This window comes from Pseudomonas sp. NFACC51, assembly GCF_900103575.1.
Taxonomy (GTDB): domain Bacteria; phylum Pseudomonadota; class Gammaproteobacteria; order Pseudomonadales; family Pseudomonadaceae; genus Aquipseudomonas; species Aquipseudomonas fluorescens_Q.
The window spans coordinates 78582-103894 of the sequence record NZ_FMXH01000005.1; the positions used below are offsets into that span (position 1 = coordinate 78582).

Annotated in this window: 24 protein-coding genes; 18 read left to right on the forward strand and 6 right to left on the reverse strand. The window is 61.0% G+C overall.

All coding sequences use genetic code 11. From position 1 onward, the window contains the following. Window positions 1-142 precede the first annotated feature (142 nt). On the reverse strand, window positions 143-1570 hold the full coding sequence (gene arcD, locus BLT00_RS12015; protein ID WP_092144221.1) for an arginine-ornithine antiporter: 1428 nt from the start codon (window positions 1568-1570) through the stop codon (window positions 143-145). 395 nt (window positions 1571-1965) lie between these two features. Between arcD (BLT00_RS12015) and arcD (BLT00_RS12020) the strand changes: the two genes are divergently transcribed. From arcD (BLT00_RS12020) to BLT00_RS31865, 6 genes are all read left to right on the forward strand, one after another. Beyond that, complete coding sequence (gene arcD / locus BLT00_RS12020; RefSeq protein ID WP_092144219.1) at window positions 1966-3393, forward strand: arginine-ornithine antiporter; 1428 nt, start codon at window positions 1966-1968, stop codon at window positions 3391-3393. Window positions 3394-3424: 31 nt separating this feature from the next. After that, window positions 3425-4681, forward strand: coding sequence for an arginine deiminase (arcA, locus tag BLT00_RS12025; RefSeq protein ID WP_092144217.1), 1257 nt, complete (start codon window positions 3425-3427; stop codon window positions 4679-4681). 71 nt (window positions 4682-4752) lie between these two features. Next, entirely contained in the window at window positions 4753-5763 is a 1011-nt protein-coding gene (locus BLT00_RS12030) for an ornithine carbamoyltransferase (RefSeq protein ID WP_092144215.1), read from the forward strand. 146 nt (window positions 5764-5909) lie between these two features. Continuing rightward, complete coding sequence (gene arcC / locus BLT00_RS12035) at window positions 5910-6839, forward strand: carbamate kinase (RefSeq protein WP_063322652.1); 930 nt, start codon at window positions 5910-5912, stop codon at window positions 6837-6839. A 64-nt stretch (window positions 6840-6903) separates the two neighbouring features. Further along, window positions 6904-7263: a DUF5064 family protein gene (locus BLT00_RS12040; protein ID WP_092144213.1), complete on the forward strand. Its 360-nt coding sequence runs from the start codon at window positions 6904-6906 to the stop codon at window positions 7261-7263. A 286-nt stretch (window positions 7264-7549) separates the two neighbouring features. Continuing rightward, window positions 7550-7726: a hypothetical protein gene (locus BLT00_RS31865; RefSeq protein ID WP_162843733.1), complete on the forward strand. Its 177-nt coding sequence runs from the start codon at window positions 7550-7552 to the stop codon at window positions 7724-7726. 7 nt (window positions 7727-7733) lie between these two features. On the opposite strand, the gene BLT00_RS12045 is transcribed toward BLT00_RS31865, so the two are convergent. Further along, entirely contained in the window at window positions 7734-8627 is an 894-nt protein-coding gene (locus BLT00_RS12045) for a helix-turn-helix domain-containing protein (protein WP_063322654.1), read from the reverse strand. Between the two features lie 175 nt (window positions 8628-8802). Here BLT00_RS12045 and pobA point away from each other — a divergent pair, with 175 nt between their 5' ends. Then, window positions 8803-9993: a 4-hydroxybenzoate 3-monooxygenase gene (gene pobA / locus BLT00_RS12050; RefSeq protein ID WP_092144211.1), complete on the forward strand. Its 1191-nt coding sequence runs from the start codon at window positions 8803-8805 to the stop codon at window positions 9991-9993. Between the two features lie 51 nt (window positions 9994-10044). Next, window positions 10045-11580, forward strand: coding sequence for an MDR family MFS transporter (locus BLT00_RS12055; protein ID WP_092144209.1), 1536 nt, complete (start codon window positions 10045-10047; stop codon window positions 11578-11580). A gap of 200 nt (window positions 11581-11780) precedes the next feature. Here the strand turns inward: BLT00_RS12055 and BLT00_RS12060 are convergent, their stop codons facing one another. Then, window positions 11781-13130, reverse strand: coding sequence for a spinster family MFS transporter (locus tag BLT00_RS12060; protein ID WP_092144207.1), 1350 nt, complete (start codon window positions 13128-13130; stop codon window positions 11781-11783). A 352-nt stretch (window positions 13131-13482) separates the two neighbouring features. Between BLT00_RS12060 and BLT00_RS12065 the strand changes: the two genes are divergently transcribed. Continuing rightward, entirely contained in the window at window positions 13483-15660 is a 2178-nt protein-coding gene (locus BLT00_RS12065) for a hypothetical protein (protein WP_092144205.1), read from the forward strand. Between the two features lie 296 nt (window positions 15661-15956). Here the strand turns inward: BLT00_RS12065 and BLT00_RS12070 are convergent, their stop codons facing one another. Both BLT00_RS12070 and BLT00_RS31870 read right to left on the reverse strand, forming a co-directional pair. After that, a complete protein-coding gene (locus tag BLT00_RS12070) occupies window positions 15957-16262 on the reverse strand; it encodes a DUF2288 domain-containing protein (protein ID WP_072349093.1) in 306 nt (101 codons plus the stop codon). Next, window positions 16259-16420: a hypothetical protein gene (locus BLT00_RS31870; RefSeq protein WP_158265818.1), complete on the reverse strand. Its 162-nt coding sequence runs from the start codon at window positions 16418-16420 to the stop codon at window positions 16259-16261. The genes BLT00_RS12070 and BLT00_RS31870 overlap by 4 nt, the downstream gene beginning before the upstream one ends. A 181-nt stretch (window positions 16421-16601) precedes the next feature. On the opposite strand from BLT00_RS31870, the gene BLT00_RS12075 reads away from it, so the two are divergent. The 9 genes from BLT00_RS12075 (at window position 16602) to BLT00_RS12115 (ending at window position 24309) form a co-directional block, all read left to right on the forward strand. Then, window positions 16602-17729 (forward strand): branched-chain amino acid ABC transporter substrate-binding protein, encoded by a 1128-nt coding sequence (locus tag BLT00_RS12075; RefSeq protein ID WP_063322660.1) that lies wholly within the window; start codon window positions 16602-16604, stop codon window positions 17727-17729. A gap of 229 nt (window positions 17730-17958) precedes the next feature. Beyond that, the gene (gene livH, locus BLT00_RS12080) at window positions 17959-18882 is read left to right on the forward strand and encodes a high-affinity branched-chain amino acid ABC transporter permease LivH (protein WP_014336891.1); all 924 of its coding nucleotides are present in this window, start codon (window positions 17959-17961) and stop codon (window positions 18880-18882) included. Then, on the forward strand, window positions 18879-20135 hold the full coding sequence (locus tag BLT00_RS12085; RefSeq protein ID WP_063322661.1) for a high-affinity branched-chain amino acid ABC transporter permease LivM: 1257 nt from the start codon (window positions 18879-18881) through the stop codon (window positions 20133-20135). Before livH ends, BLT00_RS12085 begins: the two co-directional genes overlap by 4 nt. After that, window positions 20132-20899, forward strand: a complete 768-nt coding sequence (gene livG, locus BLT00_RS12090) for a high-affinity branched-chain amino acid ABC transporter ATP-binding protein LivG (RefSeq protein WP_063322662.1) — start codon at window positions 20132-20134, stop codon at window positions 20897-20899. The genes BLT00_RS12085 and livG overlap by 4 nt, the downstream gene beginning before the upstream one ends. After that, complete coding sequence (locus BLT00_RS12095) at window positions 20900-21601, forward strand: ABC transporter ATP-binding protein (RefSeq protein ID WP_063322663.1); 702 nt, start codon at window positions 20900-20902, stop codon at window positions 21599-21601. 277 nt (window positions 21602-21878) lie between these two features. Next, complete coding sequence (locus BLT00_RS12100; RefSeq protein WP_063322664.1) at window positions 21879-22184, forward strand: BufA1 family periplasmic bufferin-type metallophore; 306 nt, start codon at window positions 21879-21881, stop codon at window positions 22182-22184. 27 nt (window positions 22185-22211) lie between these two features. Continuing rightward, the gene (locus BLT00_RS12105; protein WP_092144203.1) at window positions 22212-23081 is read left to right on the forward strand and encodes an MNIO family bufferin maturase; all 870 of its coding nucleotides are present in this window, start codon (window positions 22212-22214) and stop codon (window positions 23079-23081) included. Beyond that, window positions 23078-23836, forward strand: coding sequence for an HvfC/BufC N-terminal domain-containing protein (locus BLT00_RS12110; RefSeq protein WP_092144201.1), 759 nt, complete (start codon window positions 23078-23080; stop codon window positions 23834-23836). The genes BLT00_RS12105 and BLT00_RS12110 overlap by 4 nt, the downstream gene beginning before the upstream one ends. Then, on the forward strand, window positions 23833-24309 hold the full coding sequence (locus BLT00_RS12115) for a DoxX family protein (RefSeq protein ID WP_072349329.1): 477 nt from the start codon (window positions 23833-23835) through the stop codon (window positions 24307-24309). The genes BLT00_RS12110 and BLT00_RS12115 overlap by 4 nt, the downstream gene beginning before the upstream one ends. A 66-nt stretch (window positions 24310-24375) precedes the next feature. Here the strand turns inward: BLT00_RS12115 and BLT00_RS12120 are convergent, their stop codons facing one another. Beyond that, entirely contained in the window at window positions 24376-25290 is a 915-nt protein-coding gene (locus tag BLT00_RS12120) for a LysR family transcriptional regulator (protein WP_092144199.1), read from the reverse strand. Between the last annotated feature and the right edge of the window lie 23 nt (window positions 25291-25313).

Genomic DNA, 25313 nt, shown 5'->3' on the forward strand with positions numbered 1-25313 from the left:
CCCGCTGGGCTGCGCAGCAGCCCCCTCCAAAAGCCACTACAATCAGCTTGAAACACCGCGTCGTCGGGCCTCGGGGCCGCTGCGCGCCCCAGCGGGAGCAAGCTCCCTCGCCACAAGAGTCCGCCTCGACAACGTGGTAGCCTCACAACTCCAAAAACCCACTGTACAACCCATAAGCCGCGATGCCCGCCCCTGACATCACGCAAGCAAATATTCCCTTTTCCACATGGGTGAACAAGGGCTGTCCCTGCTCGCGCTTGGCCTGGGCAAACAGGATCACCCCGGGCGCATACAACAGCGCCGACAGCAGCAGGTATTTCACGCCTCCGGCGTACAGCAGCCACACCGCGTAGCACAGCGCGACACCACCGATGCACAGGTCTTTCATGCGCCGTGCCGAGCCCTGTTCGTAGGTTTCCCCCCGGGCGCAAAGCAGCACCGCATAAGCCGCCGACCACAGGTACGGCACCAGGATCATCGACGAGGCGAGGTAGATCAGGCTGGTGTAGGTGCCTGCGGAAAACAGAGTGATCAGCAAAAACAGCTGGATCATGCCACTGGTCAGCCACAGCGCGTTGACCGGCGCACGGTTGGCATTCTCCTTGGTCAGGAACGCCGGCATGGTCTTGTCCCGGGCGGTGGCGTAGAGGATTTCAGCGCACAACAGCGCCCAGGACAGCAGGGCTCCCAGCAGTGAAACCGCCAGCCCCAGGCTGATCAGCAACGCGCCCCAGGGCCCGACAATGTGCTCCAGCACACCGGCCAAGGATGGGTTCTGCAACTGTGCCAGTTCCCGCTGGCTCATGACCCCCAGGGACAACACATTCACCAGCACCAGCAGCGCCAATACCCCGAGAAACCCGATCACCGTCGCACGCCCTACGTCCGCACGTCTTTCTGCCCGTGCCGAATAGACGCTGGCGCCTTCGATGCCGATAAACACGAACACCGTCACCAGCATCATGTTGCGCACCTGGTCCATCACACTGCCCAGGTCCGGATTCATCGCGCCCCAGATATCGCGGGTGAAAACCTCGGCCTTGAAGGCCACGGCGGCCATGACGACGAACATCAACAGCGGCACGACCTTGGCCACGGTGGTCACTAGATTGATGAAGGCCGCCTCCTGGATCCCGCGCAGCACCAGGAAATGCACCGCCCACAGCAACAACGACGCACAGCCGATGGCCACCGGCGTATTGCCTTGGCCGAACACCGGGAAGAAGTAGCCCAAGGTACTGAACAGCAGCACGAAGTAACCGACATTGCCCAGCCAGGCACTGATCCAGTAGCCCCAGGCAGACGAGAAGCCCATATAGTCACCGAAGCCGGCCTTGGCATAGGCGTACACGCCCGAATTCAATTCCGGCTTGCGATTGGCCAGGGTCTGGAACACGAAGGCCAGGGTCAGCATGCCGATGGCGGTGATGGCCCAGCCGATCAGCACCGCTCCGACGTCGGCCCGGGCCGCCATGTTTTGCGGCAGGGAAAAAATCCCGCCGCCGATCATTGACCCCACCACCAGTGCGATCAGTGCACCCAGTGGCAACTTTTCAATCGGCTGCGGCATCTTCTCTCACTATTAAATTAAGTAAATAAAGCGACATAACGTTTTTGAATAACGTCATCCACACAAAGTCCAAAGACTTATGACCCGGCCATTCTCCAAGGCCCTAATTAAAAAGACCATGACACCCCATCATTATTGTCACGAACGCAGCCTACAAAATAGTTGCGACTCAGTGGAAATCAACTAGCGTGAATAATCCTGCGGCAAGAAAACCTTCACAAAGCCTTTGCCAAAGGCCCTGAAACGGGCCTTTCGAGCAACTTCAAGACGCCAACGGACGGTGTTAACTCCTTCATTAACAATGGAATGTTGCCATGCACTGATCCAGATCAGCTATTCAACTTTCAAATCGACTTAGTCTGTTGGCTCTCTTCTCCTGCACTGGAGTCTCGCAAATGTCTGATACGCCCGGAAAACTTCGATTAGGTGCGTTGGTTGCACTGGTTGTCGGCTCCATGATCGGCGGCGGGATCTTTTCCCTGCCACAAAACATGGCCGCCAGCGCCGACGTCGGTGCGGTGCTGATCGGCTGGGCCATCACCGCCGTCGGCATGCTGACCCTGGCCTTCGTGTTCCAGACCCTGGCCAACCGCAAACCCGATCTGGACGGCGGCGTGTATGCCTACGCCAAGGCCGGCTTCGGCGACTACATGGGTTTCTCCTCCGCCTGGGGTTACTGGATCAGCGCCTGGCTGGGCAACGTCGGCTACTTCGTGCTGCTGTTCAGCACCCTGGGCTACTTCTTCCCAATCTTTGGTGAAGGCAACACCGTTGCGGCGGTAATCGGCGCCTCGGTGTTGTTGTGGGCAGTGCACTGGCTGGTGCTGCGCGGCATCAAGGAAGCCGCGTTCATCAACCTCGTCACCACCGTGGCCAAGGTCGTGCCGCTGGTGTTGTTCGTGCTGATCGCGGTGTTCGCCTTCAAGCTCGATATCTTCACCGCCGACATCTGGGGCTTGAAGAATCCGGACCTGGGCAGCGTGATGAACCAGGTGCGGCACATGATGCTGGTCACCGTGTGGGTGTTCATCGGCATCGAGGGCGCGAGTATTTTTTCCGCCCGCGCAGAGAAACGTACCGACGTGGGCAAGGCCACCGTCATCGGCTTCATCACCGTACTGCTGTTCCTGGTACTGGTGAACGTGCTGTCCCTGGGCATCATGACCCAGCCTGAACTGGCGAAGTTGCAGAACCCGTCCATGGCCGCCGTGCTGGAGCATGTCGTAGGGCACTGGGGCGCGGTGCTGATCAGCGTCGGCCTGATCATCTCGCTGCTCGGCGCCCTGCTGTCCTGGGTATTGCTGTGCGCCGAGATCATGTTCGCCGCCGCCAAAGACCACACCATGCCCGAGTTCCTGCGCCGGGAAAACGCCAACCACGTACCGGCCAACGCCCTGTGGCTGACCAACGCAATGGTCCAGCTGTTTCTGGTCATCACCCTGTTCTCGGCCAGCACCTACCTGTCACTGATCTACCTCGCCACTTCGATGATCCTGGTGCCGTACCTGTGGTCGGCGGCCTACGCCGTGCTGCTGGCGGTGCGCGGCGAGACCTACGAAGGCTTCGCGGCCGAGCGGCGCAAGGACCTGATCATCGGCGCTGTCGCCCTGATCTACGCCGTATGGCTGCTGTACGCCGGCGGGATCAAGTACTTGCTGCTCTCTGCCCTGCTCTATGCCCCCGGCGCGATCCTGTTCGCCAAGGCCAAGCGCGAGTTGGGCAAACCGATTTTCACCTCTGTCGAGAAGCTGATTTTCGCCGCAGTGATCGCAGGCGCCCTGGTGGCGGCCTACGGGCTCTACGACGGCTTCCTGACCTTGTAGTTGGCTGATTGTTCTAACTGGAGGATTTGTAATGACCACGGAAAAAGTGAAATACGGCGTGCATTCCGAAGCCGGCAAATTACGTAAAGTCATGGTGTGTTCCCCAGGCCTGGCCCACCAGCGGCTGACCCCGAACAACTGCGACGAGCTGCTGTTCGACGATGTGATCTGGGTCAACCAGGCCAAGCGCGATCATTTCGATTTCGTCACCAAGATGCGCGAGCGCGACATCGACGTGCTGGAAATGCACAACCTGCTGACCGACATCGTCGCCATCCCCGAAGCCCTGGACTGGATCCTGCAGCGCAAGATCACCGCCAACTCGGTGGGCCTGGGCCTGGTGAATGAAGTCGGTTCGTGGCTGCGCAGCCTGGAGCCACGCCATATCGCCGAATTCCTGATTGGCGGCGTCTCGGCCGATGACCTGCCGGACAGCTTCGGTGGCAAGACCATTCAGATGTTCCGCGACTTCCTCGGGCACTCCAGCTTCATCCTGCCGCCGTTGCCCAACACCCAGTTCACCCGCGACACCACCTGCTGGATCTACGGCGGCGTGACCCTGAACCCGATGTATTGGCCGGCGCGGCGCCAGGAAACCCTGCTGGCCAGCGCCATCTACAAATTCCATCCCGAGTTCACGAACGCCGACTTCCAGGTCTGGTACGGCGACCCGGACCAGGAGCACGGCAACGCCACCCTTGAAGGCGGCGACGTGATGCCCATCGGCAACGGCGTGGTGCTGATCGGCATGGGCGAACGTTCGTCCCGCCAGGCCATCGGCCAACTGGCGCTGAACCTGTTCAAGCACAAGGCCGTGGAGCGGGTGATCGTCGCCGGCTTGCCGAAATCCCGCGCGGCCATGCACCTGGACACCGTGTTCAGCTTCTGCGACCGCGACCTGGTCACGATTTTCCCCGAAGTGGTGAGCCAGATCGTCGCCTTCTCCCTGCGCCCTGACGAGAGCAAGCCCGGCGGCATCGATGTGCGTCGCGAGGACGGCAGCTTCCTCGATACCGTGGCCGCGGCCCTCAAGCTGCCGGCGCTGCGGGTGGTGGAAACCGGCGGCAACAGCTTCGCCGCCGAACGCGAACAATGGGACGACGGTAACAACGTAGTGGCCGTGGAGCCGGGCGTAGTGATCGGCTACGACCGAAACACCTACACCAACACCCTGCTGCGCAAGGCCGGTGTGGAAGTCATCACCATCAGCGCCAGCGAACTGGGCCGGGGCCGTGGCGGTGGTCACTGCATGACCTGCCCGATCATCCGCGACCCGATCGACTACTGACCTTTGAGCCTGGGCCGGTATCGATCCGATACCCGCCCAGGGGATAACCTACACCTGAGGAGATCCACATCATGGCGTTCAACATGCGCAACCGCAGCCTGCTGAGCTTGATGCACCACACCAACCGCGAGCTGCACTTTCTGCTGGACCTGTCCCGCGACCTCAAGCGTGCCAAGTACACCGGCACCGAACAACCGCACCTCAAGGGCAAGAACATCGCGCTGATCTTCGAAAAGACCTCCACCCGCACCCGCTGCGCCTTTGAAGTGGCAGCCCATGACCAGGGCGCCCACGTCACCTACATCGACCCGGTTTCATCGCAGATCGGTCACAAGGAAAGCATGAAAGACACCGCCCGGGTCCTGGGGCGGATGTTCGACGCCATCGAGTACCGGGGCTTCGAACAAGAGATCGTCGAGGAACTGGCCAAGTTCGCCGGCGTGCCGGTGTTCAACGGCCTGACCGCCGAATTCCACCCCACCCAGATGATCGCCGACACCCTGACCATGCGCGAACACAGTGACAAGCCGCTGCATGACATCAGCTACGCCTACCTGGGCGATGCCCGCTACAACATGGGCAATTCGCTGCTGATGATCGGCGCCAAACTGGGCATGGACGTGCGCATCGGCGCGCCGAAAGCCTTGTGGCCGCATCAGGACTTCATCGACCAGTGCCAGGCCTTCGCCGCCGAAAGTGGCGCGCGCATCACCATCACTGAAGACCCGAAGGAAGCCGTCAAGGGCGTGGACTTCATCCACACCGACATCTGGGTGTCCATGGGCGAGCCGGTGGAAGCCTGGGATGAGCGCATCGAGCAATTGCTGCCCTACCAGGTCAATGCGCAAATGATGAAAGCCTCGGGCAACCCGCGGGTGAAATTCATGCACTGCCTGCCAGCGTTCCATAACAGCGAAACCAAGGTCGGCAAGGACATCGCCGCCCGTTACCCGAACCTGGCCAATGGCGTGGAAGTGACCGAGGAGGTCTTCGAATCGCCGGCCAACATCGCCTTCGAGCAAGCGGAAAACCGCATGCACACCATCAAGGCGATCCTGGTCTCGGCGTTGGCGGATATCTGAAACCAACGCAGTTCCCTTGTGGGAGCGAGCTTGCTCGCGATGGCGCAGGAACAGGCAACATTGATGTCGACTGACACACCGCTATCGCGAGCAAGCTCGCACACAAGGGACCGCGTTGTTCGTCCATTTTTTAGAAGGACAACACCATGCGTATCGTCGTTGCCCTGGGCGGTAACGCCCTCCTGCGTCGGGGTGAACCCATGACCGCAGACAATCAACGCATCAACATCCGCACCGCGACCGAACAGATCGCGAAAATCCACCCCGGCAACCAACTGGTCATCGCCCACGGCAACGGCCCGCAGGTCGGCCTGCTGTCGTTGCAGGCAGCGGCCTACACCTCGGTGACGCCGTATCCGCTGGACGTGCTCGGCGCCGAAACCGAAGGCATGATCGGCTACATCATTGAGCAGGAACTGGGCAATCTGCTGGACTTCGAAGTCCCCTTCGCCACGCTCCTGACCCAGGTTGAAGTGGACGGCAACGACCCGGCCTTCCAAAAACCCACCAAACCCATCGGCCCGGTCTACAGCCAGGAAGAGGCGCAGAAACTGGCCGCCGAAAAAGGCTGGGCCATCGCCCCGGACGGCGACAAGTTCCGTCGCGTGGTCGCAAGCCCCAGGCCCAAGCGCATCTTTGAAATCCGCCCGATCAAATGGCTGCTGGAAAAGGGCAGCATCGTGATCTGTGCCGGCGGTGGCGGCATCCCGACGATGTACGACGCCGACGGCAAGCTGCAAGGCGTGGAAGCGGTCATCGACAAGGACCTGTGCTCGGCGCTGCTGGCCGAACAGCTGGAAAGCGATCTGCTGGTGATCGCCACCGACGTCAACGCCGCGTTCATCGACTTCGGCAAGCCGACCCAGAAAGCCATCGCCCAGGCCCACCCCGACGAAATGGAAAAGCTCGGCTTCGCCGCCGGCTCCATGGGGCCGAAGGTGCAGGCCGCCTGCGAATTCGCGCGCAACACTGGCAAGGTCGCGGTGATCGGTTCACTCTCGGACATCGACGCGATCGTCCTGGGCAAGGCCGGCACCCGTATCAGCACGGCGACACCTGGCATCGCTTATCGATAACAGGAAACTTGGGGGCGGATCCAGGGTCTGCCCTACTCCCCATGCCTTCAAAGGAGAGTTGCTTATGGCCATGTTCGAACCCGGACACCTGCACATGGAGCGCCATGCGCTGAACAAGGATGATTTCAGCTACAACCTGTGCATCGACTACAAGGTCGACCAGGACGGCAAGGAAGGCACGGGCATGTCGTTCCGGGTGCATGGCACCGTCGAAGACAAGTCAATGGACGAGACATTCTTCCTGGCCAAGGACCAGGCCTTCGACTTCGCCCGCCACGCCACGCGCATCGCCCAGAAGTATGGCTTGCCCAAGACCGCCAGCATCGGCTCGATGCACGAGTACTACGACAAAATGTTCGAAGACGTGCGCAAGCAACTGGACGTCAAGCCGGGCGACCCGATGAAGCCAGAGCATCTGGAATAATAGGCTCAGAACACTTCCATTGCTGAAGTGGACCTGTGGCGAGGGAGCTTGCTCCCGCTGGGCCCGCGCAGCGGCCCCAAAATATTGCGGTCGCTGCGCAACCGAGCGGGAGCAAGCTCCCTAGCCACAAAAAAGCACTGCATTGATCCCCAAGGAACTGGGTTCCCACCGGGTTATCAGTGCTCTGAATATCGGGTTAAACATACTCGCTGCCTGACTGGCAACTCGCCACAGCTGACCTATTCTGAAAGTAGTACCCCCGGGTATTCGTTCAGAGGTCACCGCCATGAACATTAAAACAAGAAGACGCCTCGCCATTTTTGTCACCTGCGCCGCCACGCTCGCGCTGTACGGCACTGCGGCCTACCGGGTCGAGCAGGCCAGGCAACTGCCCCGTGAATACGCCAGTTGCAACTTCGAACGGTGCATCCCCCACAGCGCAACCCTGAACGCCCTGCGCTGAGGCGTGCTCAGTCGTCCTGTTGATCGGTCTTGAGCCGGTCCCGGAACGTCTTGGGCGAGATGCCGACGCGTCGGCGAAACAGCCGGGTGAAGTTGGTCGGATCGGAAAACCCGAGCATTTCGGAAATCTCGTAGATGGTCATGCCGGTGTAGGTCAGCAGGCGCTTGGCTTCCAGCAACTGGCGCTCATGCATGATCTGCAGCGCCGGTTGCCCCGCCAGTTCCCGGCAGGTGCCGTTGAGGTGCGACACGGAAATGCCCAAGCGGTGGGCCAGGTCTTCGACCTTGACGTGCTCGCGATAGGTTTCTTCCACCAACTGGATGAAGCCATTGAGGTATTCCCGGGCCCGTTGCGGGCGCTGGGCCTGGGTGTGTCGCTGCATCACCTGGCGGCTGACCCAGACCATGATCACGCTGACCAGCGCATGCATCAGCATTTCCCGCGCCGGTTGATGCCCCACGTATTCATTCTGCAAGGCGCTGAACAGGCTGTTGAGGTACTCGGCATTCTCGAGGGCGGGGTAGCTTTCGGCCTGGGCCAGGACGTTGACCGAATGCCCCAGTTGCGCTTGCAGGTGCGTGACCAGCGGCGCTGCCAGGGTCACCACGTAACCTTCCACATCCTCGGAAAAACGAAAACCATGGACCGACAGCGGCGGCAGGATCTGCACGGCCGGCTCGGTGAGTAACGTGCGCCGGCCCTCGATTTCCAGTTCCGCCTGGCCCTTGAAGACAAACAACAACTGGCACAGATCGGCATGGCGATGGGGCTTGATTTCCCATTGATGCTCGCGGCTGCGCTTGGAGATGGTCTCGCAGTGCAACAAGTCCGGCGTCGGCCATTCCTGGCTCTCGCCATAGAGCTTGAACACCGGGATCGAAGGCAGGTCAGGTTTTTTCATAACGTGGATCCGGGCCTGGGGTTGCGGGCGATAATCGCACCAATTGGCAAAAAGAACAGGTATCGGCTCAGTTTTCCCCTTCAACTGACAGGTCCGCAAGCGAAAAATGTAGGCACTCGATTTCTAATAATCAACACCGACCCTGGTCGCGTGCTTCGTGCGAGTCATAACAACAATGAAAACCCTCAAGACCCAAGTCGCTATTATCGGTGCCGGCCCCTCTGGCCTGCTACTCGGCCAGTTGCTGCACAACGCCGGGATCGACACTGTCATCCTCGAACGCCAAACCCCGGAATACGTACTGAGCCGCATCCGCGCCGGCGTGCTGGAGCAAGGCATGGTCGAACTGCTGCGCCAGGCCGGCGTTGGCCAGCGCATGGACGCCGAAGGCCTGCCCCATGATGGTTTTGAACTGGTGCTCAACGATCGACGGGTGCACATCGATCTCAAGGGCCTGACCGGTGGTAAAAACGTCATGGTCTACGGTCAGACCGAAGTGACCCGTGACTTGATGGCCGCCCGTGAAGCCGCCGGCGCCCGGACCCTGTACCTGGCCAGCAACGCCCAACCCCACGACATGCAAACCCAAACCCCTTTCGTGACCTTCGAGCATGAAGGAGAAACCTGGCGCCTGGACTGCGATTACATTGCCGGTTGCGACGGTTTCCACGGTGTGGCGCGACAGTCCATTCCTGCGGAAAAACTCAAGGTCTTCGAACGCGTCTACCCGTTTGGCTGGCTCGGCGTGCTGGCCGATACCCCGCCGGTCCACGAAGAGCTGGTCTACGCTCGCCACGCGCGCGGTTTTGCCTTGTGCAGCATGCGCTCCAAGACCCGCACCCGTTATTACCTGCAAGTGCCGGCCGAGGAACAAGTGACCGACTGGCCGGACGAGCGTTTCTGGGGCGAACTGAAAAACCGCCTGCCCGCCGACCTGGCCGCAGCCCTGGTGACCGGCCCGTCCATCGAGAAAAGCATCGCCCCGCTGCGCAGCTTCGTGGTCGAGCCGATGCAGTATGGGCGGATGTTCCTGGTGGGCGATGCGGCCCACATCGTCCCGCCCACTGGCGCCAAAGGGCTGAACCTGGCGGCCAGCGATGTCAGCACGCTGTTCAACATCCTGCTCAAGGTCTATCGCGACGGCCGTGTGGATCTGCTGCAGAAGTATTCGGCCATCTGCCTGCGGCGCGTCTGGAAAGCCGAACGGTTCTCCTGGTGGATGACCTCGATGCTGCACCGCTTTGACGACGACGCCTTCAACCAGCGTATCAGCGAAGCGGAGCTGGAGTATTTCGTCGACTCCGAGGCCGGCCGAAAAACCATCGCGGAAAATTACGTCGGACTTCCTTACGAGGCTATCGAATAGTCGCCTATCGACTTAAACTGCGGGTTTCGTCCATTTTGCCTCTCCGGCGCGATGCCCGCAGGTTCTGCCTTGACTCGGTTCAATACGCTCCAAGCCCCAAAACCGGCCATCCGCAGCGTGCTGGTAGCCCTGATGCTGGCGATTTTCCTGGGGGCGCTGGACCAGACCATCGTCGCCGTCTCGATGCCGGCCATCTCCGCACAGTTTGCCGACGTCAGCCTGCTGGCCTGGGTGATTTCCGGCTACATGGTCGCCATGACCGTGGCGGTGCCGATCTACGGCAAGCTCGGTGACCTCTACGGTCGCCGGCCGCTGATGCTGTTCGGCATGGGCTTGTTCACCCTGGCCTCGCTGTTCTGCGGCCTGGCACAAGACATGGAGCAATTGGTGCTGGCGCGGATTTTCCAGGGCATCGGCGCCGGCGGGATGATTTCGGTGAGCCAGGCGATCATCGGCGACATCATCCCGCCCCGCGAACGCGGTCGCTACCAGGGTTATTTCAGCAGCATGTACGCGGTGGCCAGCGTGGCCGGGCCGGTGCTCGGCGGCTACATGACCGAGTACCTGTCGTGGCGCTGGGTGTTCTGGATCAACCTGCCGCTGGGCCTGGTGGCCTGGTGGGTCGCCCGACGCAGCCTGGTCGGGCTGCCGGTGCCGCAACGCACGCCGATCATTGATTACCTGGGCACCGTGTTGCTGATCATCGGCCTGACGGCGCTGCTGCTGGGGATTACCCAGGTCGGCCAGGGTCATGCCTGGCACAGCCGTGAAGTGTTGGGGTTGCTGGGTTGCGCAGGCGCAGCGCTGGGGGTGTTCGCCTGGCACGAGCGCCGGGCGCGGGAGCCGTTGTTGCCGATGCACCTGTTCGCCAACCGCGATGCGGTGCTGTGCTGGTGTACGGTGTTCTTCACCAGCTTCCAGGCGATTTCCCTGACGGTGCTGGTGCCGTTGCGCTTCCAGAGCGTGACCGGCGCCGGTGCCGACAGTGCGGCGTTGCACTTGTTGCCGCTGGCGATAGGGCTGCCGGTCGGCGCGTATTTCGCCGGTCGCCGGACCTCGGTCACGGGGCGCTACAAGCCGATGATCCTGGGCGGCGCCCTGCTCTTCCCGTTCGCTATCCTCGGCATGGCCTTCACCCCGCCCGCCGCGCTCTGGCTGAGCAGCCTGTTCATGCTGCTCAGCGGCATCGCCTCCGGCATGCAGTTTCCCACGTCACTGGTGGGTGCGCAGAACGCCGTACACCAACAGGACATCGGCGTCGCCACCAGCACCACCAACCTGTTCCGCGCCCTTGGCGGCGCGGTGGGCGTGGCACTGATGTCAGCGTTGCTGCTGGCCTTGCTGCAGGATTCCAGCTTCGCCCAGCTCGCCAGCTCGTCGTTGATCGGTGAAGGGCATTCCGGCAGCGTCTTGCTGGACGGCCTGAACGCCGCCCCGGGCGAGGCGCAGAACGCCTTGCGCCAGGAATTGCAGGCGACGTTCCGCCATTTGCTGGTGATCAGCGCGGCGGTGTCGTTGCTGGGGCTGGCGGCGGCGGTGGTGATGCCCAATCAACTGCTGCGTGGGCGAGAGGATAAGGTTCACTAGGCAGATAGAGCCGCAGCCCCACAGGCCTGTGATCGAACCAGCCCCGTGGTTCAACACAGAACCCTGTGGCGAGGGAGCTTGCTCCCGCTGGGCTGCGCAGCAGACCCAAAAATTCAGTGTCCGCCGGTACAGTAGAGGGCCGCTTCGCGCCCCAGCGGGAGCAAGCTCCCTCGCCACAGGGGAACGGTGTATGGCTTTAGTCAAACCGTCGCCGCCACACTTCCCGGCACCACCACCACACTCATCCCCTCCTTCATCCGCTTGGCATCGCGCACAAAACAACGTGACGCCAGGAACAGGAACACCATGGTCAGGAACAGCGCCACCGGGATCAGGTACATCGCGTCATGCAGGCCGATGGCCTTGAACGCTTCTGTCATCTGGTCGACTCCGGCTGCGGCCATGGCCGTGCGGGCGAAGTAGTCGGACAAGCCGCCCACCACCACCGGCCCCAGGCCGCCGCCAAGCAAATACAGCCCCGCAAAGTACAACGCCATCGCCGTGGCGCGCAGGCGCGGCTCCACCACGTCCTGGATCGCGGTGTAGACGCAGGTGTAGAAGTTATAGGCAAACAGCCAACCCACGCTGAACACCGCCACGAACACGCCGATTTCAATGCGCCCGGCATGCAGGGCCCATGCTGTGGTGACCGTCGAAATCGCCAGGCTGAACGCTGCAAACAGCAGGCGGCCGTTGGGCACGCGCTGGTGGATCTTGTCCGCGACCCAGCCGCCCAGGGTGAGCCCGAACAACCCCGTCACGCCCACCATGATCCCGGTGGCCACCGCCGCCTCGTGCAACGGCATCAGGAAATAGCGTTGCAGCATCGGCACCAGGAAGGAGTTGCAGGCATAGGTGGCGAAGTTGAAGCACAACCCAGCCAACACCAACCACAGGAACGTGGGAATCGCCAGCACCCGACGGATCGGCCGGTCGATCTTTTCCTGGGACACCTGCACGGTTTCCGCCGCACCGCGCTTGGGTTCCTTGATGAAGAACATGAATAGCGCCAGCACCAAGCCTGGCACAGCCGCGATAAAGAACGGCGCGCGCCAACTGTCGAACGCCTTGACCATCGCCCCGATGGTGAAGAACGCCAGCAGCAAGCCAATCGGCAGGCCCAGCATGAAGATGCCCATGGCCCGCGCCCGGCGATGGGCCGGGAACAGATCGCCAATCAGTGAGTTGGCCGCTGGGGCATAACTCGCCTCGCCGATCCCGACGCCCATGCGCACCACCAGGAACGCCCAGAAACTGCCCACCAGGCCGTTGACCGCCGTCAGCGCGCTCCAGGTCGCCAGGCCCCAGCCCATCAACTTGCTGCGCGAACCGGTATCGGCCAAGCGTCCCAATGGCAACCCGGCAATGGCGTAGACGATGGTGAAAGCGGTGCCGATGATGCCGATCTGGAAGTCGCTGAGACTCCACTCCATGCGGATCGGCTCGATGATGATCGCCGGGATGGTGCGGTCGAAGAAGTTGAACAGGTTGGCCAAAAACAACAGGAGCAGAATGCGCCAGGCATTCGCCGCTTGGGTCGAGTTCTGCATGGGTCCGTCTCTTTTATTGTTATGGAGCATTAGCGGAATCTGCAATCTAGACAGCGGCGCGCGGGCTGTCTCCAATCATTCGCAAGGCTGATACCCACCCATGGCGAGCGGCGCGTTTCTTGATAACGGTCAATTTCCTGTAACAATTGCCATCATTTCGCCCATTCTTGATTAAAGATCGTCTGCCGATGGCCGATTCAACCTATCAGGAAAGAATCTCTCGAGCTGCCCCCCAGGCTATAGCCCTGGACGCTCGGGGCCGACCTTCGCGCCATCCAGGACGCGAGCTCCCATCCGCGATGGTTCGATGACAGCGCTCGTCGAGCCAACCAGTTCAGGCAAATGGCGCACAATGACTTCCAAAAAAACAGCCACTGCGGTATCCGATCTGACCCTGAGCCCAGCCGCCAATGGCCCTGAAGCCTCGAAACCATCGAGCAGCTCGCGTCCCCTGTCGACTCAGCAGTATCTGTATTTCACCGAAACCAACACCGACCGCATCCTCGACAACCTCGACGGCCTGCGCGACGCGGTGTTCCCACGACCGCCCCATCTGGTAGAGGACGAGAGCGACCGCACTCAGCAGGAATTCCCCTCGGTCTGCCTGATCGGCCTGGGCCGCTGCGGCTCCAACATCGCCCTCGACGTGGCGGAGCTGGTGTACAACGCCCGCAAGTTCTACCTCAACGAATTCAATGCTGAAGACAAGGCCTACAGCGACAAGGGCTACAGCCCCGCGCAGTGGATCCGCAACAATCTGCGCCTGGGCACCAGCAAGGCCAGCAAACCGGTGTTCCTGGTGGAACCGCTGGTGATGCTCGGCGACCTGGACAAGGACATCGCCGGGCGCATCCGTTTCTCGCGCAAGGGTGAGAAAAGCGGCTTTTTGCGCGACTACAGCAAGATGAAAATCATGGACCTCTCGGAAGTCCACGCCGGTGGCGCCGGTAACGCGCCGATCCTGGGCCAATACCTGGCCAAGATCATCCTGAACAAGGACACCCAGCGCTTCTCCAGCCCCGACTGGAAAATGATCCACTCGTACCTGATCGACAGCTGCGGCATCAAGGCCAACCAGTCGCGCCTGTACTTCTCGATCTTCAGTGCCGGCGGCGGTACCGGCTCGGGCATGGCCTCGGAATTCGGCCTGGCCCAGCAGTACTCGTACATGAACAAGACGTTCGACACCAAGCCGATGGACGAACACGACAGCAAAAGCGGTCATTCCTTCGTCTTCGAGCCGATCTTCACCAGCGGCATCTGCGTGCTGCCGAACATCTCCGATCACCGTAGCGAAATGTCCGAGGCCTTGCACATCAACGCCGGACGCCTGCTGTGCAAGTACCTGTCGGAAGAATGGGATTTCTCGTACAACTTCGCCAACGAAGACAGCAGCGAAGCCAGCGTGATGGGGCGTATCCGCCCCTGGAACGCGATGATGCTGATCTCCAACGACATCATGCGCTACGCTGAAGAAAGCGATGACGGCAACATCCAGAACATTGACGTCAATGCCATGGAGAAGCACGCCAACCAGTACATCTCCCAGCAGATCTTCAACATCCTCACGGCCCAGGCGGTCACGACCGACTACGACCAGAACTACTTCCGACGTGCCGGCATCGACATCGGCGAAACCATTCGCCTGGACGCCAACGACCTGTTCATGAGCCTGGCCGGGCCGGTGGCGATTGCCTACGCCGAATCCGTCGTCCCGGAAACCCCGGCGCCCAGTGGCGACAAGTTCAAAGTGTTCGAGAAAGAGCCGCCACGCCTGAACATCGACGACCTGTTCTTCCGCTCCATCGACCTGCCGCACTTCAACAAAGTCACCCAGGCCATCGAAGGCATCAGCCTGCTGCCGATCGAATCCAAGCGCTACCGCGCCTCGCTGGAGCAGTACAAGAATTCCGGCTACGACGCCGCGGCCCTGCATGACCTGCACTTCTTCAAGAATTGCTCGTCGGTGGTGTCCATCGTCTCCCTGCCCAAGGACTACAAGCTGTCCTACATGGACCTGAACCGGCTCAAGACCCACCTCAACAGCCTGTTCCCCAACACCACCCTCAAGCGTTACGCGTTGGTGATCGGCGCGTCGGCCAACCTGTCGCTGACCACCCTGATCGCCAAGAGCCCGTGCCTGTCGGATGATTTCCTGACCCTGATCGTGGCCTTCATCAAACGTTGCTTCGCCCGCACGCCATACCGCTTCGACGACACCCTGGACAACTCGATCCTGGACTTCATCATCAATGAAGATTTCGACGAAGAACGGATCGACGACCTGCTCAACGAATTCGAAAACCCGGCGAAGATCCTCGACACCAACTGGTACGCGATCAAGCCGATGTACGAGAAGAAGTACCGCGAGCTGATCAGTGACAAGGACAAGTTCGTCTCGATCAACGATATCCGCCTGTCCCGCGACTGCGTGAAAAAGGCCATCAAGTACCTGCGCGAGATCTACCGTCACCGCATTGGCAAGACCAAGGTCATTTCCTTGAATAACCATACTGGCAGGACTTACTGAGGCCAGGCGCAGCACTGCGTCGCGCCTTTCGCTAGCAGGCTCGCACACATGGAACCGCGTTTCTTCAGAAGGAATGCGGCCCACTGTGGGGGCGAGCCTGCTCGCGAAGGCGGCCTTGAACACACACTGGGACAACATCCAGAAACAATTGAGCAGCCCAAAGGCTGCTCCATGAACTGTTCCCGTTACGTATACGTCACCCTGTCTTGTGGCGTTTCGCCACGGCAGGAAGCCATCACGCTACTCACCTACACACTTTATTGCTTACCCGAACACGAACCAACTTGGTGCATTGATCAGTTCGACGCCCTTTCCTGGATCATAATCCAGGGCGAAACCACCACCGCCCAAAGTTGCGGATCGCGTTCCAGAAAATCCAGCGCCCGCGTTTCAGACAGCTTGGCGAGCTGGTCGGCGGCCAGCCAGGCGGCGACTTTGTCGCCTTCGTCCTGGGCGACGGCCTCGGCGGCGGCGATCAAATCCAGTGCCGGATCGACCCACAATAGGGCACCCTTGGCAAAGAACGGCTCCAGCTCTTTCCAGGTGATGGATGCGGTTTCACCAAGCAGCTTGGCATAGAGGGTGCTAGGTTCTTGATTCATGGGACCTGTCCGGAAAAGAAATCGGCGCGAATGATAACGTCGGTGGTCTGGCAGAAAAACCCGGTAGCAATTGCAGTACCGATTGAAAAGCGCAGGAAAGCCAAGGATTGCCGATATGACCGGACAAACCCCGCCGCCATTCTGTCTTTTTCTTTCAATTAAGCGACACCCTCAGGTTTTGCCCCCAAGCGCCAGCTTCCCTTGCCAACAATCGGCGCTCTACACTGTACCGGTACAGTTGCCGGGGGCATTTTCCGCGAGGGTATCCAAGATATCTGACCCGGTTCTGCTGCTACGGCGCCAGGACTATAAAAACTACAACAGCATGAGTGGAGCACTATGACTAAGGCTACTAAGCAGATTTCCAAACTGTTTGCCGCTATGGTTCTGGCCGGGGTTGCCAGCCATTCGTTCGCCGCCGACACCATCAAGATCGGCATTGCCGGCCCAAAAACCGGCCCTGTAGCCCAATACGGCGACATGCAATTCAGTGGCTCCAAAATGGCCATCGAGCAGATCAACGCCAAGGGTGGCGTCAACGGCAAGCAACTCGTCGCCGTTGAGTACGATGACGCCTGCGATCCAAAACAAGCGGTCGCGGTCGCGAACAAAGTCGTCAACGACGGCATCAAGTTCGTGGTCGGCCACCTGTGCTCCAGCTCCACCCAGCCGGCTTCGGACATCTATGAAGACGAAGGCGTGGTCATGATCACCCCGGCCGCTACCAGCCCGGACATCACCGCTCGCGGCTACAAGATGATCTTCCGCACCATCGGCCTGGACAGCGCCCAAGGCCCTGCGGCCGGCAACTACATCGCCGACCACGTCAAGCCGAAGATCGTTGCGGTCCTGCACGACAAGCAGCAGTACGGTGAAGGCATCGCCAGCGCCGTGAAGAAAACCCTCGAAGACAAAGGCGTGAAAGTGGCCGTCTTCGAAGGCGTGAACGCCGGCGACAAAGACTTCTCCTCGATGATCGCCAAGCTCAAGCAAGCCAACGTCGACTTCGTCTACTACGGCGGCTACCACCCGGAACTGGGCCTGATCCTGCGTCAATCCCAGGAAAAAGGCCTGAAAGCCAAGTTCATGGGTCCGGAAGGCGTGGGTAACGACTCCATCTCGCAGATCGCCAAGGAATCTTCCGAAGGCTTGCTGGTAACCCTGCCGAAATCTTTCGACCAGGACCCTGCCAACATCGCCCTGGCTGACGCCTTCAAGGCCAAGAAAGAAGACCCGAGCGGTCCGTTCGTGTTCCCGTCCTACTCTGCCGTGACCGTGATCGCCGACGCCATCAAGGCTGCCAAGAGTGAAGACGCGGGCAAAGTGGCTGAAGCCATCCACGCCGGCACCTTCAAGACCCCTACCGGTGACTTGAGCTTCGACAAGAACGGCGACCTGAAAGACTTCAAGTTCGTGGTCTACGAGTGGCATTTCGGCAAACCTAAAACCGAAGCTTCGCCTCAGTAAGGCCTGGCCTGACTGACTGCCAATAAAGCCCACGGCGTGCCGTGGGCTTTGTTTTAAATGTATTGGGCCGCGCTGGCGTGATCCGCCAGTCTCCCCACCTGAAAATCTCAAAACCGTCATCAGCGGTTCGCTGGCAAACCTCGTGCTCGAAGTGGATGCAGATCCACGGGGCCGGGCGGGAAAATGACTCCACCAGTGAAATGCGTATCAGGTTTTTAGGAGCGCTGTAATGCCTGACATCTATCACTTCTTCCAGCAGCTGGTTAACGGCCTGACCGTTGGCAGCACGTATGCCCTGATCGCCATCGGCTATACGATGGTCTACGGCATCATTGGAATGATCAACTTCGCCCACGGCGAGGTGTACATGATCGGCTCCTACGTGGCGTTCATCGCCATCGCCGGGCTGGCCATGATGGGACTCGACAGTGTCCCGCTGTTGATGACCGCGGCTTTCATCGCGAGCATCGTCGTCACCAGCTCCTATGGCTACAGCATCGAACGGATCGCCTACCGCCCCCTGCGCGGCAGCAACCGTCTGATCCCGTTGATTTCTGCCATCGGCATGTCGATCTTCCTGCAGAACACGGTACTGCTTTCGCAAGACTCCAAGGACAAATCCATACCCAACCTGATTCCCGGCAACTTTGCCATCGGGCCAGGTGGGGCACATGAAGTGCTGATTTCCTACATGCAAATCGTGGTGTTCGTGGTGACCCTGGTCGCCATGCTCGGCCTGACGCTGTTCATCTCCCGTTCCCGCCTGGGCCGCGCCTGTCGCGCCTGTGCCGAGGACATCAAGATGGCCAACCTGCTGGGCATCAACACCAACAACATCATCGCCCTGACCTTCGTCATCGGTGCGGCCCTGGCGGCCATCGCCGCGGTGCTGTTGAGCATGCAATACGGCGTGATCAACCCCAACGCCGGCTTCCTCGTCGGCCTGAAAGCCTTCACCGCCGCGGTACTGGGCGGCATCGGCAGCATTCCCGGCGCGATGCTCGGCGGGCTGGTACTGGGCGTGGCGGAAGCCTTTGGCGCCGACATCTTCGGCGACCAGTACAAGGACGTCGTGGCATTCGGCTTGTTGGTTCTGGTTCTGTTATTCCGGCCGACCGGCATCCTGGGCCGTCCGGAGGTTGAGAAAGTATGACTAGGCATCTCAAATCGGCGCTCTTCAGCGCCCTGCTGGTCTGGGCCGTGGCCTACCCGGTACTGGGTCTTAAACTGACCATCGTCGGTATCAACCTGGAAGTGCACGGCACCAGCCCGGCCATCCTGGCGACCATCGCCGTGTGTTCGCTGCTGATGTTCCTGCGGGTGCTGTTCAGCACACAGATCAGCGCCATGTGGAAGTCGTCGCCCGGCCTGCCGGTGATCCCGGCCAAGGCCAGCAACTTCCTGACCCTGCCGACCACCCAGCGCTGGATCGTCCTGGCCCTGATCGTTGGCGCACTGGTGTGGCCATTCTTCGGCTCCCGTGGCGCGGTGGACATCGCCACGCTGATCCTGATCTACGTGATGCTCGGCCTTGGCCTGAACATCGTGGTAGGCCTGGCCGGCCTGCTGGACCTGGGTTATGTCGGCTTCTACGCCGTCGGTGCCTACAGCTATGCGCTGCTGTCCCACTACTTCGGCCTGAGCTTCTGGATCTGCCTGCCGATCGCCGGGATGATGGCCGCCACCTTCGGTTTCCTGCTGGGGTTCCCGGTCCTGCGCTTGCGCGGTGACTACCTGGCCATCGTGACCCTGGGTTTTGGCGAGATCATCCGTCTGTTCCTGCGCAACCTGACCGACATCACCGGTGGCCCGAACGGCATCAGCAACATCGAGAAACCGACGTTCTTCGGCCTGACCTTCGAACGTAAAGCCGCCGAAGGCCTGCAGACCTTCCACGAGTACTTCGGCCTGGAATACAACTCGATCAACAAGGTGATTTTCCTCTACCTGGTTGCCCTGTTGCTGGCCCTGGCCGCGCTGTTCGTCATCAACCGGCTGCTGCGCATGCCGATCGGTCGCGCCTGGGAGGCACTGCGTGAAGACGAAATCGCTTGCCGCGCCCTGGGTCTCAACCCAACCGTGATCAAACTGTCGGCGTTTACCCTCGGCGCTGCGTTCGCCGGTTTTGCCGGCAGTTTCTTCGCCGCCCGCCAGGGCCTGGTGACGCCGGAATCCTTCACCTTCATCGAGTCGGCAATCATCCTCGCCATCGTGGTGCTGGGTGGGATGGGCTCGCAGTTGGGCGTGATCCTGGCGGCCATCGTGATGATCCTGCTGCCTGAAATGATGCGTGAATTCAGCGAATACCGCATGTTGATGTTCGGTGCCCTGATGGTGCTGATGATGATCTGGCGTCCTCAAGGTCTGCTGCCTATGCAACGCCCCCACATGGAGCTGCGCAAATGAGCCGCGAGATCCTGAAAGTCGAAAACTTGAGCATGCGCTTCGGCGGTTTGCTGGCGGTCAACGGCGTGGCCCTGACCGTGAAAGAGAAGCAAGTGGTTGCCCTGATCGGGCCGAACGGCGCGGGCAAGACCACCGTGTTCAACTGCCTGACCGGCTTCTACCAGCCCACCGGCGGCACCATCCTGCTGGACGGCGAGCCGATCCAGGGCCTGCCCGGCCACCACATCGCCCGCAAGGGTGTGGTACGCACCTTCCAGAACGTGCGGCTGTTCAAGGACATGACGGCGGTCGAGAACCTGCTGATCGCCCAACATCGTCATTTGAACACCAACTTCTTTGCCGGCCTGTTCAAGACCCCGGCGTTCCGCAAAAGCGAACGCGAGGCCATGGAGTACGCCGAGTACTGGCTGGACAAGGTCAACCTCACCGAGTTTGCCAACCGTCCCGCCGGCACCCTGGCCTACGGTCAGCAACGGCGCCTGGAAATCGCCCGCTGCATGATGACCCGTCCGCGGATCCTCATGCTCGACGAGCCGGCCGCCGGCCTGAACCCCAAGGAAACCGAAGACCTGAAAGCCCTGATCGGCGTGCTGCGTGAAGAGCACAACGTCACCGTGCTGCTGATCGAGCACGACATGAAGCTGGTCATGAGCATTTCCGACCACATCGTCGTGATCAACCAGGGCACGCCCCTGGCCGACGGTACGCCGGAACAGATCCGCGACAATCCTGAAGTGATCAAAGCCTACCTGGGGGAAGCGTAAATGCTGCAATTCGAAAACGTTTCCACCTTCTACGGCAAGATCCAGGCCTTGCACAGCGTCAACGTCGAAGTCCGCCAGGGCGAAATCGTCACGCTGATCGGTGCCAACGGTGCCGGCAAATCCACCCTGCTGATGACGCTCTGCGGTTCGCCCCAGGCCCACAGCGGCAGCATCCGCTACATGGGTGAGGAACTGGTGGGCCAGGACTCGTCGCACATCATGCGCAAGAGCATCGCGGTGGTGCCGGAAGGTCGTCGGGTATTTGCCCGGCTGACGGTGGAAGAAAACCTCGCCATGGGCGGATTCTTCACCGACAAGGGCGACTATCAGGAACAGATGGACAAGGTCCTGCACCTTTTCCCACGCCTGAAAGAACGCTTCACCCAGCGCGGCGGCACCATGTCCGGCGGTGAACAGCAAATGCTCGCCATCGGTCGTGCGCTGATGAGCAAACCCAAGCTGCTGCTGCTCGACGAACCGTCCCTGGGTCTGGCACCGATCATCATCCAGCAGATCTTCGACATCATCGAACAACTGCGCAAGGACGGCGTAACGGTGTTCCTGGTGGAGCAGAACGCCAACCAGGCGCTGAAAATCGCCGACCGGGCGTACGTGCTGGAAAACGGTCGCGTGGTGATGCAAGGCACCGGTGAGGCCCTGCTGACCGACCCGAAAGTGCGTGAGGCGTACCTGGGCGGTTGAGTCTGTCGCAGTAAAAAAACGGCCTTCGGGCCGTTTTTTTTCGCCCGGGCCAGCCGCAATCCCCTGTGGCGAGGGAGCTTGCTCCCGCTGGGTCGCGCAGCGGCCCCAAGATTTTACGGTCGCTGCGCAACCGAGCGGGAGCAAGCTCCCTCGCCACAGTTTTGGGGACAACCGAAAAAAAATCTACAGCCGCTGTAACACTCCCCCACCTCCCTTCTCTAGTACAGCAGACCGGCGCTGACGCCGGTTCATTTCCCTGAATGACTGGAGAATCATCATGACTGCTTCGACCCGCACCCTGTCCGCCACCGCCCTGATCCTGGCCCTGGGTTCTGCCCTGAGCATGACAGCCGTCTCGACCGTCCACGCAGCCGATGACACCATGGAAAAATGCTTCGGCGTTGCCCTCAAAGGCAAGAACGACTGCGCCGCCGGCGCCGGCACCACCTGCGCCGGTACGGCAAAAATGGACTATCAGGGCAACGCCTGGAAATCGGTCCCCAAAGGCACTTGCACCACCACCAAAAGCGAAACCTCCCCGACTGGTTTCGGCCAGCTCGAAGCGTTCAAGGCCAAGTCCTGATCGCATCTGCCTGAGGCCTCTGCCACCATGTTGAATACCCCATCCCTCGCCACTGATAACCGGCTGCCGCCAAGGGCAGGGCTGGGGCTCAAGAGCGAGCATTTTCGCGAGATACTCCAGGCCCGACCGGACCTGGGCTTTTTCGAAGTGCACGCGGAAAACTACATGGTGGCCGGCGGGCCGCTTCATCACTTCCTGGGGCGGATACGCGAACAGTACCCGCTGTCGCTGCACGGTGTCGGCCTGTCGATCGGTGGGGAGGGGCCGCTGGATATCGCGCATTTGCAGCGCCTGGCTGCATTGATCGACCGCTATCAGCCCCAATCCTTTTCCGAACACCTGGCCTGGTCCAGCCACGGCCCGGTGTTCCTCAATGACCTGCTCCCCCTGGCCTACGACGAAGCAACCCTCGACCGCGTCTGCGAACACGTCGACCAGGTGCAATCCAGCCTCAAACGTACGCTGCTGCTGGAGAATCCGGCGACCTATCTGGCGTTCGAAGCCTCGACACTCGACGAGCCGCACTTCATGAGCGAAGTCATTCGTCGTACCGGCTGCGGCCTGCTGCTGGATGTGAACAACGTCTACGTTTCGTGCGTCAACCACTGCCGCGATCCACTGGCCTACCTCGACGCCCTGCCCCTGCAAGCGACCGGCGAAATCCACCTGGCCGGTTTTGCCGAAGACACCGACAGCCTTGGCGAGCGCCTGTTGATAGACGACCACGGCGCGCCAATCGATAACGCAGTCTGGCAACTGTACCTCAAGGTTCTGGCGCAGACCGGGCCGGTAGCCACCTTGATCGAGCGCGACAACCACATCCCCCCATGGGAAGTGCTGCTGGCCGAAGCGCGCCAGGCCGATCAGCTTTTAAATGCCGTTGGAGCCCGATCATGAGCGACCAGTGCACATTCGCCGCCGCCCTGCTCGACCCGCGCAAGGCTTGCCCCTCCGGCCTGCTCAGCGCCAACGGCGCCGACCCGCAGAGTCGCTTCGCGGTGTACCGCAACAACGTGCTCAGCTCATTGATCAACGCCCTGGCCGACAATTACCCGGTGGTGGCGCAACTGGTGGGCGAGGAATTTTTCCGAGGCATGGCTGGGGTCTACGTCCAGTCGGCGCCACCGCGAAGCCCGGTGATGAACGACTACGGGGATGATTTCGCCGGCTTCATCGAACGCTTCGAACCCGCCGCCTGCGTACCGTACCTGGCGGATGTCGCCCGACTGGAGCGACTGCACGTGCAGGCCTGGCATGCCGCCGACGCCGAGCCCATGGCCGCAGAACGGATCGTCGAGGTGCTGTCGTCCGCCACACAGACAAAGCACCTGAAGATCGGTCTGCACCCGTCACTGCGGCTGCTGCACTCGCCCTTCGCCGTGGTGACGATCTGGGCCGCCCATCAGCACGAGACACCCGTGCCGTTCGAGGCGTTTTCTGCGCAAAACGCCTTGGTGCTGCGCAACGGCCTCGAGGTGCAAGTGTTCGCGATCAATCACGCGGCCCACGGGTTCATCACCGCCCTGCAACAGGGGCTGTCCCTGGCCGCTGCCATTGAAGCCTCAATCGACCTCGACCTGGAACAGACCCTGGCGGGGCTCATTCGTCACAGCGCTATCACTCACCTCCTAGCTGAACAGGTATCCCCATGAACGCCCTGATTGCCGGTTTCATTCAATGGCTGGAGAAAATCCCCCACAGCCTGATCGCCTTCATCGCACGCTTCTCGATTGCCGCGGTGTTCTGGAAATCCGGCCAGACCAAAATCGAAGGATTGGCCATCGACCTGGTCGACGGCACTTTCCAGATCGGTCTGCCGCGGCTGGCGGACTCGACCATTCCCCTGTTCAAAAGCGAATACGCCCTGCCGTTGCTGTCGCCGGAACTGGCTGCGCACCTGGCGGCCTCTGCCGAGCATGTATTTCCGGTGCTGATCCTGCTTGGCCTGGCGACGCGCTTTTCAGCGCTGGCCTTGCTGGGCATGACCTTGACCATCCAACTGTTCGTCTACCCGGACGCCTACCCGACCCATGGTACCTGGGCGGCGGTATTGCTCTACCTGATGGCGCGCGGACCGGGGGTACTGTCCATCGACCACCTGATTGCCAAGCGTTACGCCCACTGACTGAGATTGAAAATCTCCTGTAGGAGCGAGCAAGCTAGCTCCCACAGGGGGTGTCCCATGGCTGGCTTATCGCTGTAGCCGATCCAGAGCCTCGCCACTGCGTTTGAACCAGTCGATCAGATAATCAGCCAGCACCTGGGTGCGCTTGGGCAGGCCGCCCTGGTAGGGATGCACCAGGTACATTGGCATGCGCCGGGTCTGGTAATCGCGCAGCAGCCAATGCAGGCGTCCGTCAGCCAACTCTTCATGCAGCAGATACGACGGCAGACGGGCGATTCCGGCACCGGCCAGGGCGGCTTTTTTCAGCAGGCTGTAGTGATTGCTGGCGAACGGCCCCGACACTCGGACCCGCAGCAGTTCGTGTTGCTGGTGATACAACCATTCTTCCCGCCCGCTGTAATGGCTATTGAGCAGGCAACGGTGTTCGGCCAGGGTCTGGGGCGTCTCGGGTTCGCCATAGTGTTCGAGGTAGACCGGGCTGGCGCAGGTCATTTCGTGCCACGCCAGCAGTGGCCGGGCCACCAATCGCTCATCGATGGCGGCGTCGGAACGGATCGCCAGGTCGAAGCCATCGCGGCTCAGGTCACGGTAACCGTTGTTGAGCTCCAGCTCGATCTGCACGTTGGGATACGTACGAGCGAACTCCATCAGCAAGCCTTCGAAGAACGTTTCGCCCAACGAAACCGGCACCGTCATACGCACCGGCCCGGAAATATCGTCCTTCAACCGAGCCAATGCCTGACGGGCCCTTTCCACCTGCACCAGCAACGCCTGAGCCTGGGGCAGCAACGCCGCCCCTGCCGCCGTCAGGCTCAAGCGCCGCGTGGTGCGTTGCAGCAACACCACCGAAAACCGCTTCTCCAGCAGGCTGATGCGCTTGGACAACTGGCCCTTGCTGCACCCCAACTGCTGGGCCGCCAGGGTGAAACTGCCGGCCTCCATCAATACGGCAAACGCCGCCAGGTCATCCATTTCGCTCATTGGATTGTTTCCAATTGAAAACC

Bases quoted from the DNA above. Each gene is read 5' to 3' on its own strand.
- arcD (WP_092144221.1), bottom strand. From the start codon at position 1,570: ATGCCGCAGCCGATTGAAAAGTTGCCACTGGGTGCACTGATCGCACTG.
- arcD (WP_092144219.1), top strand. From the start codon at position 1,966: ATGTCTGATACGCCCGGAAAACTTCGATTAGGTGCGTTGGTTGCACTG.
- arcA (WP_092144217.1), top strand. From the start codon at position 3,425: ATGACCACGGAAAAAGTGAAATACGGCGTGCATTCCGAAGCCGGCAAA.
- BLT00_RS12030 (WP_092144215.1), top strand. From the start codon at position 4,753: ATGGCGTTCAACATGCGCAACCGCAGCCTGCTGAGCTTGATGCACCAC.
- arcC (WP_063322652.1), top strand. From the start codon at position 5,910: ATGCGTATCGTCGTTGCCCTGGGCGGTAACGCCCTCCTGCGTCGGGGT.
- BLT00_RS12040 (WP_092144213.1), top strand. From the start codon at position 6,904: ATGGCCATGTTCGAACCCGGACACCTGCACATGGAGCGCCATGCGCTG.
- BLT00_RS31865 (WP_162843733.1), top strand. From the start codon at position 7,550: ATGAACATTAAAACAAGAAGACGCCTCGCCATTTTTGTCACCTGCGCC.
- BLT00_RS12045 (WP_063322654.1), bottom strand. From the start codon at position 8,627: ATGAAAAAACCTGACCTGCCTTCGATCCCGGTGTTCAAGCTCTATGGC.
- pobA (WP_092144211.1), top strand. From the start codon at position 8,803: ATGAAAACCCTCAAGACCCAAGTCGCTATTATCGGTGCCGGCCCCTCT.
- BLT00_RS12055 (WP_092144209.1), top strand. From the start codon at position 10,045: ATGCCCGCAGGTTCTGCCTTGACTCGGTTCAATACGCTCCAAGCCCCA.
- BLT00_RS12060 (WP_092144207.1), bottom strand. From the start codon at position 13,130: ATGCAGAACTCGACCCAAGCGGCGAATGCCTGGCGCATTCTGCTCCTG.
- BLT00_RS12065 (WP_092144205.1), top strand. From the start codon at position 13,483: ATGACTTCCAAAAAAACAGCCACTGCGGTATCCGATCTGACCCTGAGC.
- BLT00_RS12070 (WP_072349093.1), bottom strand. From the start codon at position 16,262: ATGAATCAAGAACCTAGCACCCTCTATGCCAAGCTGCTTGGTGAAACC.
- BLT00_RS12075 (WP_063322660.1), top strand. From the start codon at position 16,602: ATGACTAAGGCTACTAAGCAGATTTCCAAACTGTTTGCCGCTATGGTT.
- livH (WP_014336891.1), top strand. From the start codon at position 17,959: ATGCCTGACATCTATCACTTCTTCCAGCAGCTGGTTAACGGCCTGACC.
- BLT00_RS12085 (WP_063322661.1), top strand. From the start codon at position 18,879: ATGACTAGGCATCTCAAATCGGCGCTCTTCAGCGCCCTGCTGGTCTGG.
- livG (WP_063322662.1), top strand. From the start codon at position 20,132: ATGAGCCGCGAGATCCTGAAAGTCGAAAACTTGAGCATGCGCTTCGGC.
- BLT00_RS12095 (WP_063322663.1), top strand. From the start codon at position 20,900: ATGCTGCAATTCGAAAACGTTTCCACCTTCTACGGCAAGATCCAGGCC.
- BLT00_RS12100 (WP_063322664.1), top strand. From the start codon at position 21,879: ATGACTGCTTCGACCCGCACCCTGTCCGCCACCGCCCTGATCCTGGCC.
- BLT00_RS12105 (WP_092144203.1), top strand. From the start codon at position 22,212: ATGTTGAATACCCCATCCCTCGCCACTGATAACCGGCTGCCGCCAAGG.
- BLT00_RS12110 (WP_092144201.1), top strand. From the start codon at position 23,078: ATGAGCGACCAGTGCACATTCGCCGCCGCCCTGCTCGACCCGCGCAAG.
- BLT00_RS12115 (WP_072349329.1), top strand. From the start codon at position 23,833: ATGAACGCCCTGATTGCCGGTTTCATTCAATGGCTGGAGAAAATCCCC.
- BLT00_RS12120 (WP_092144199.1), bottom strand. From the start codon at position 25,290: ATGAGCGAAATGGATGACCTGGCGGCGTTTGCCGTATTGATGGAGGCC.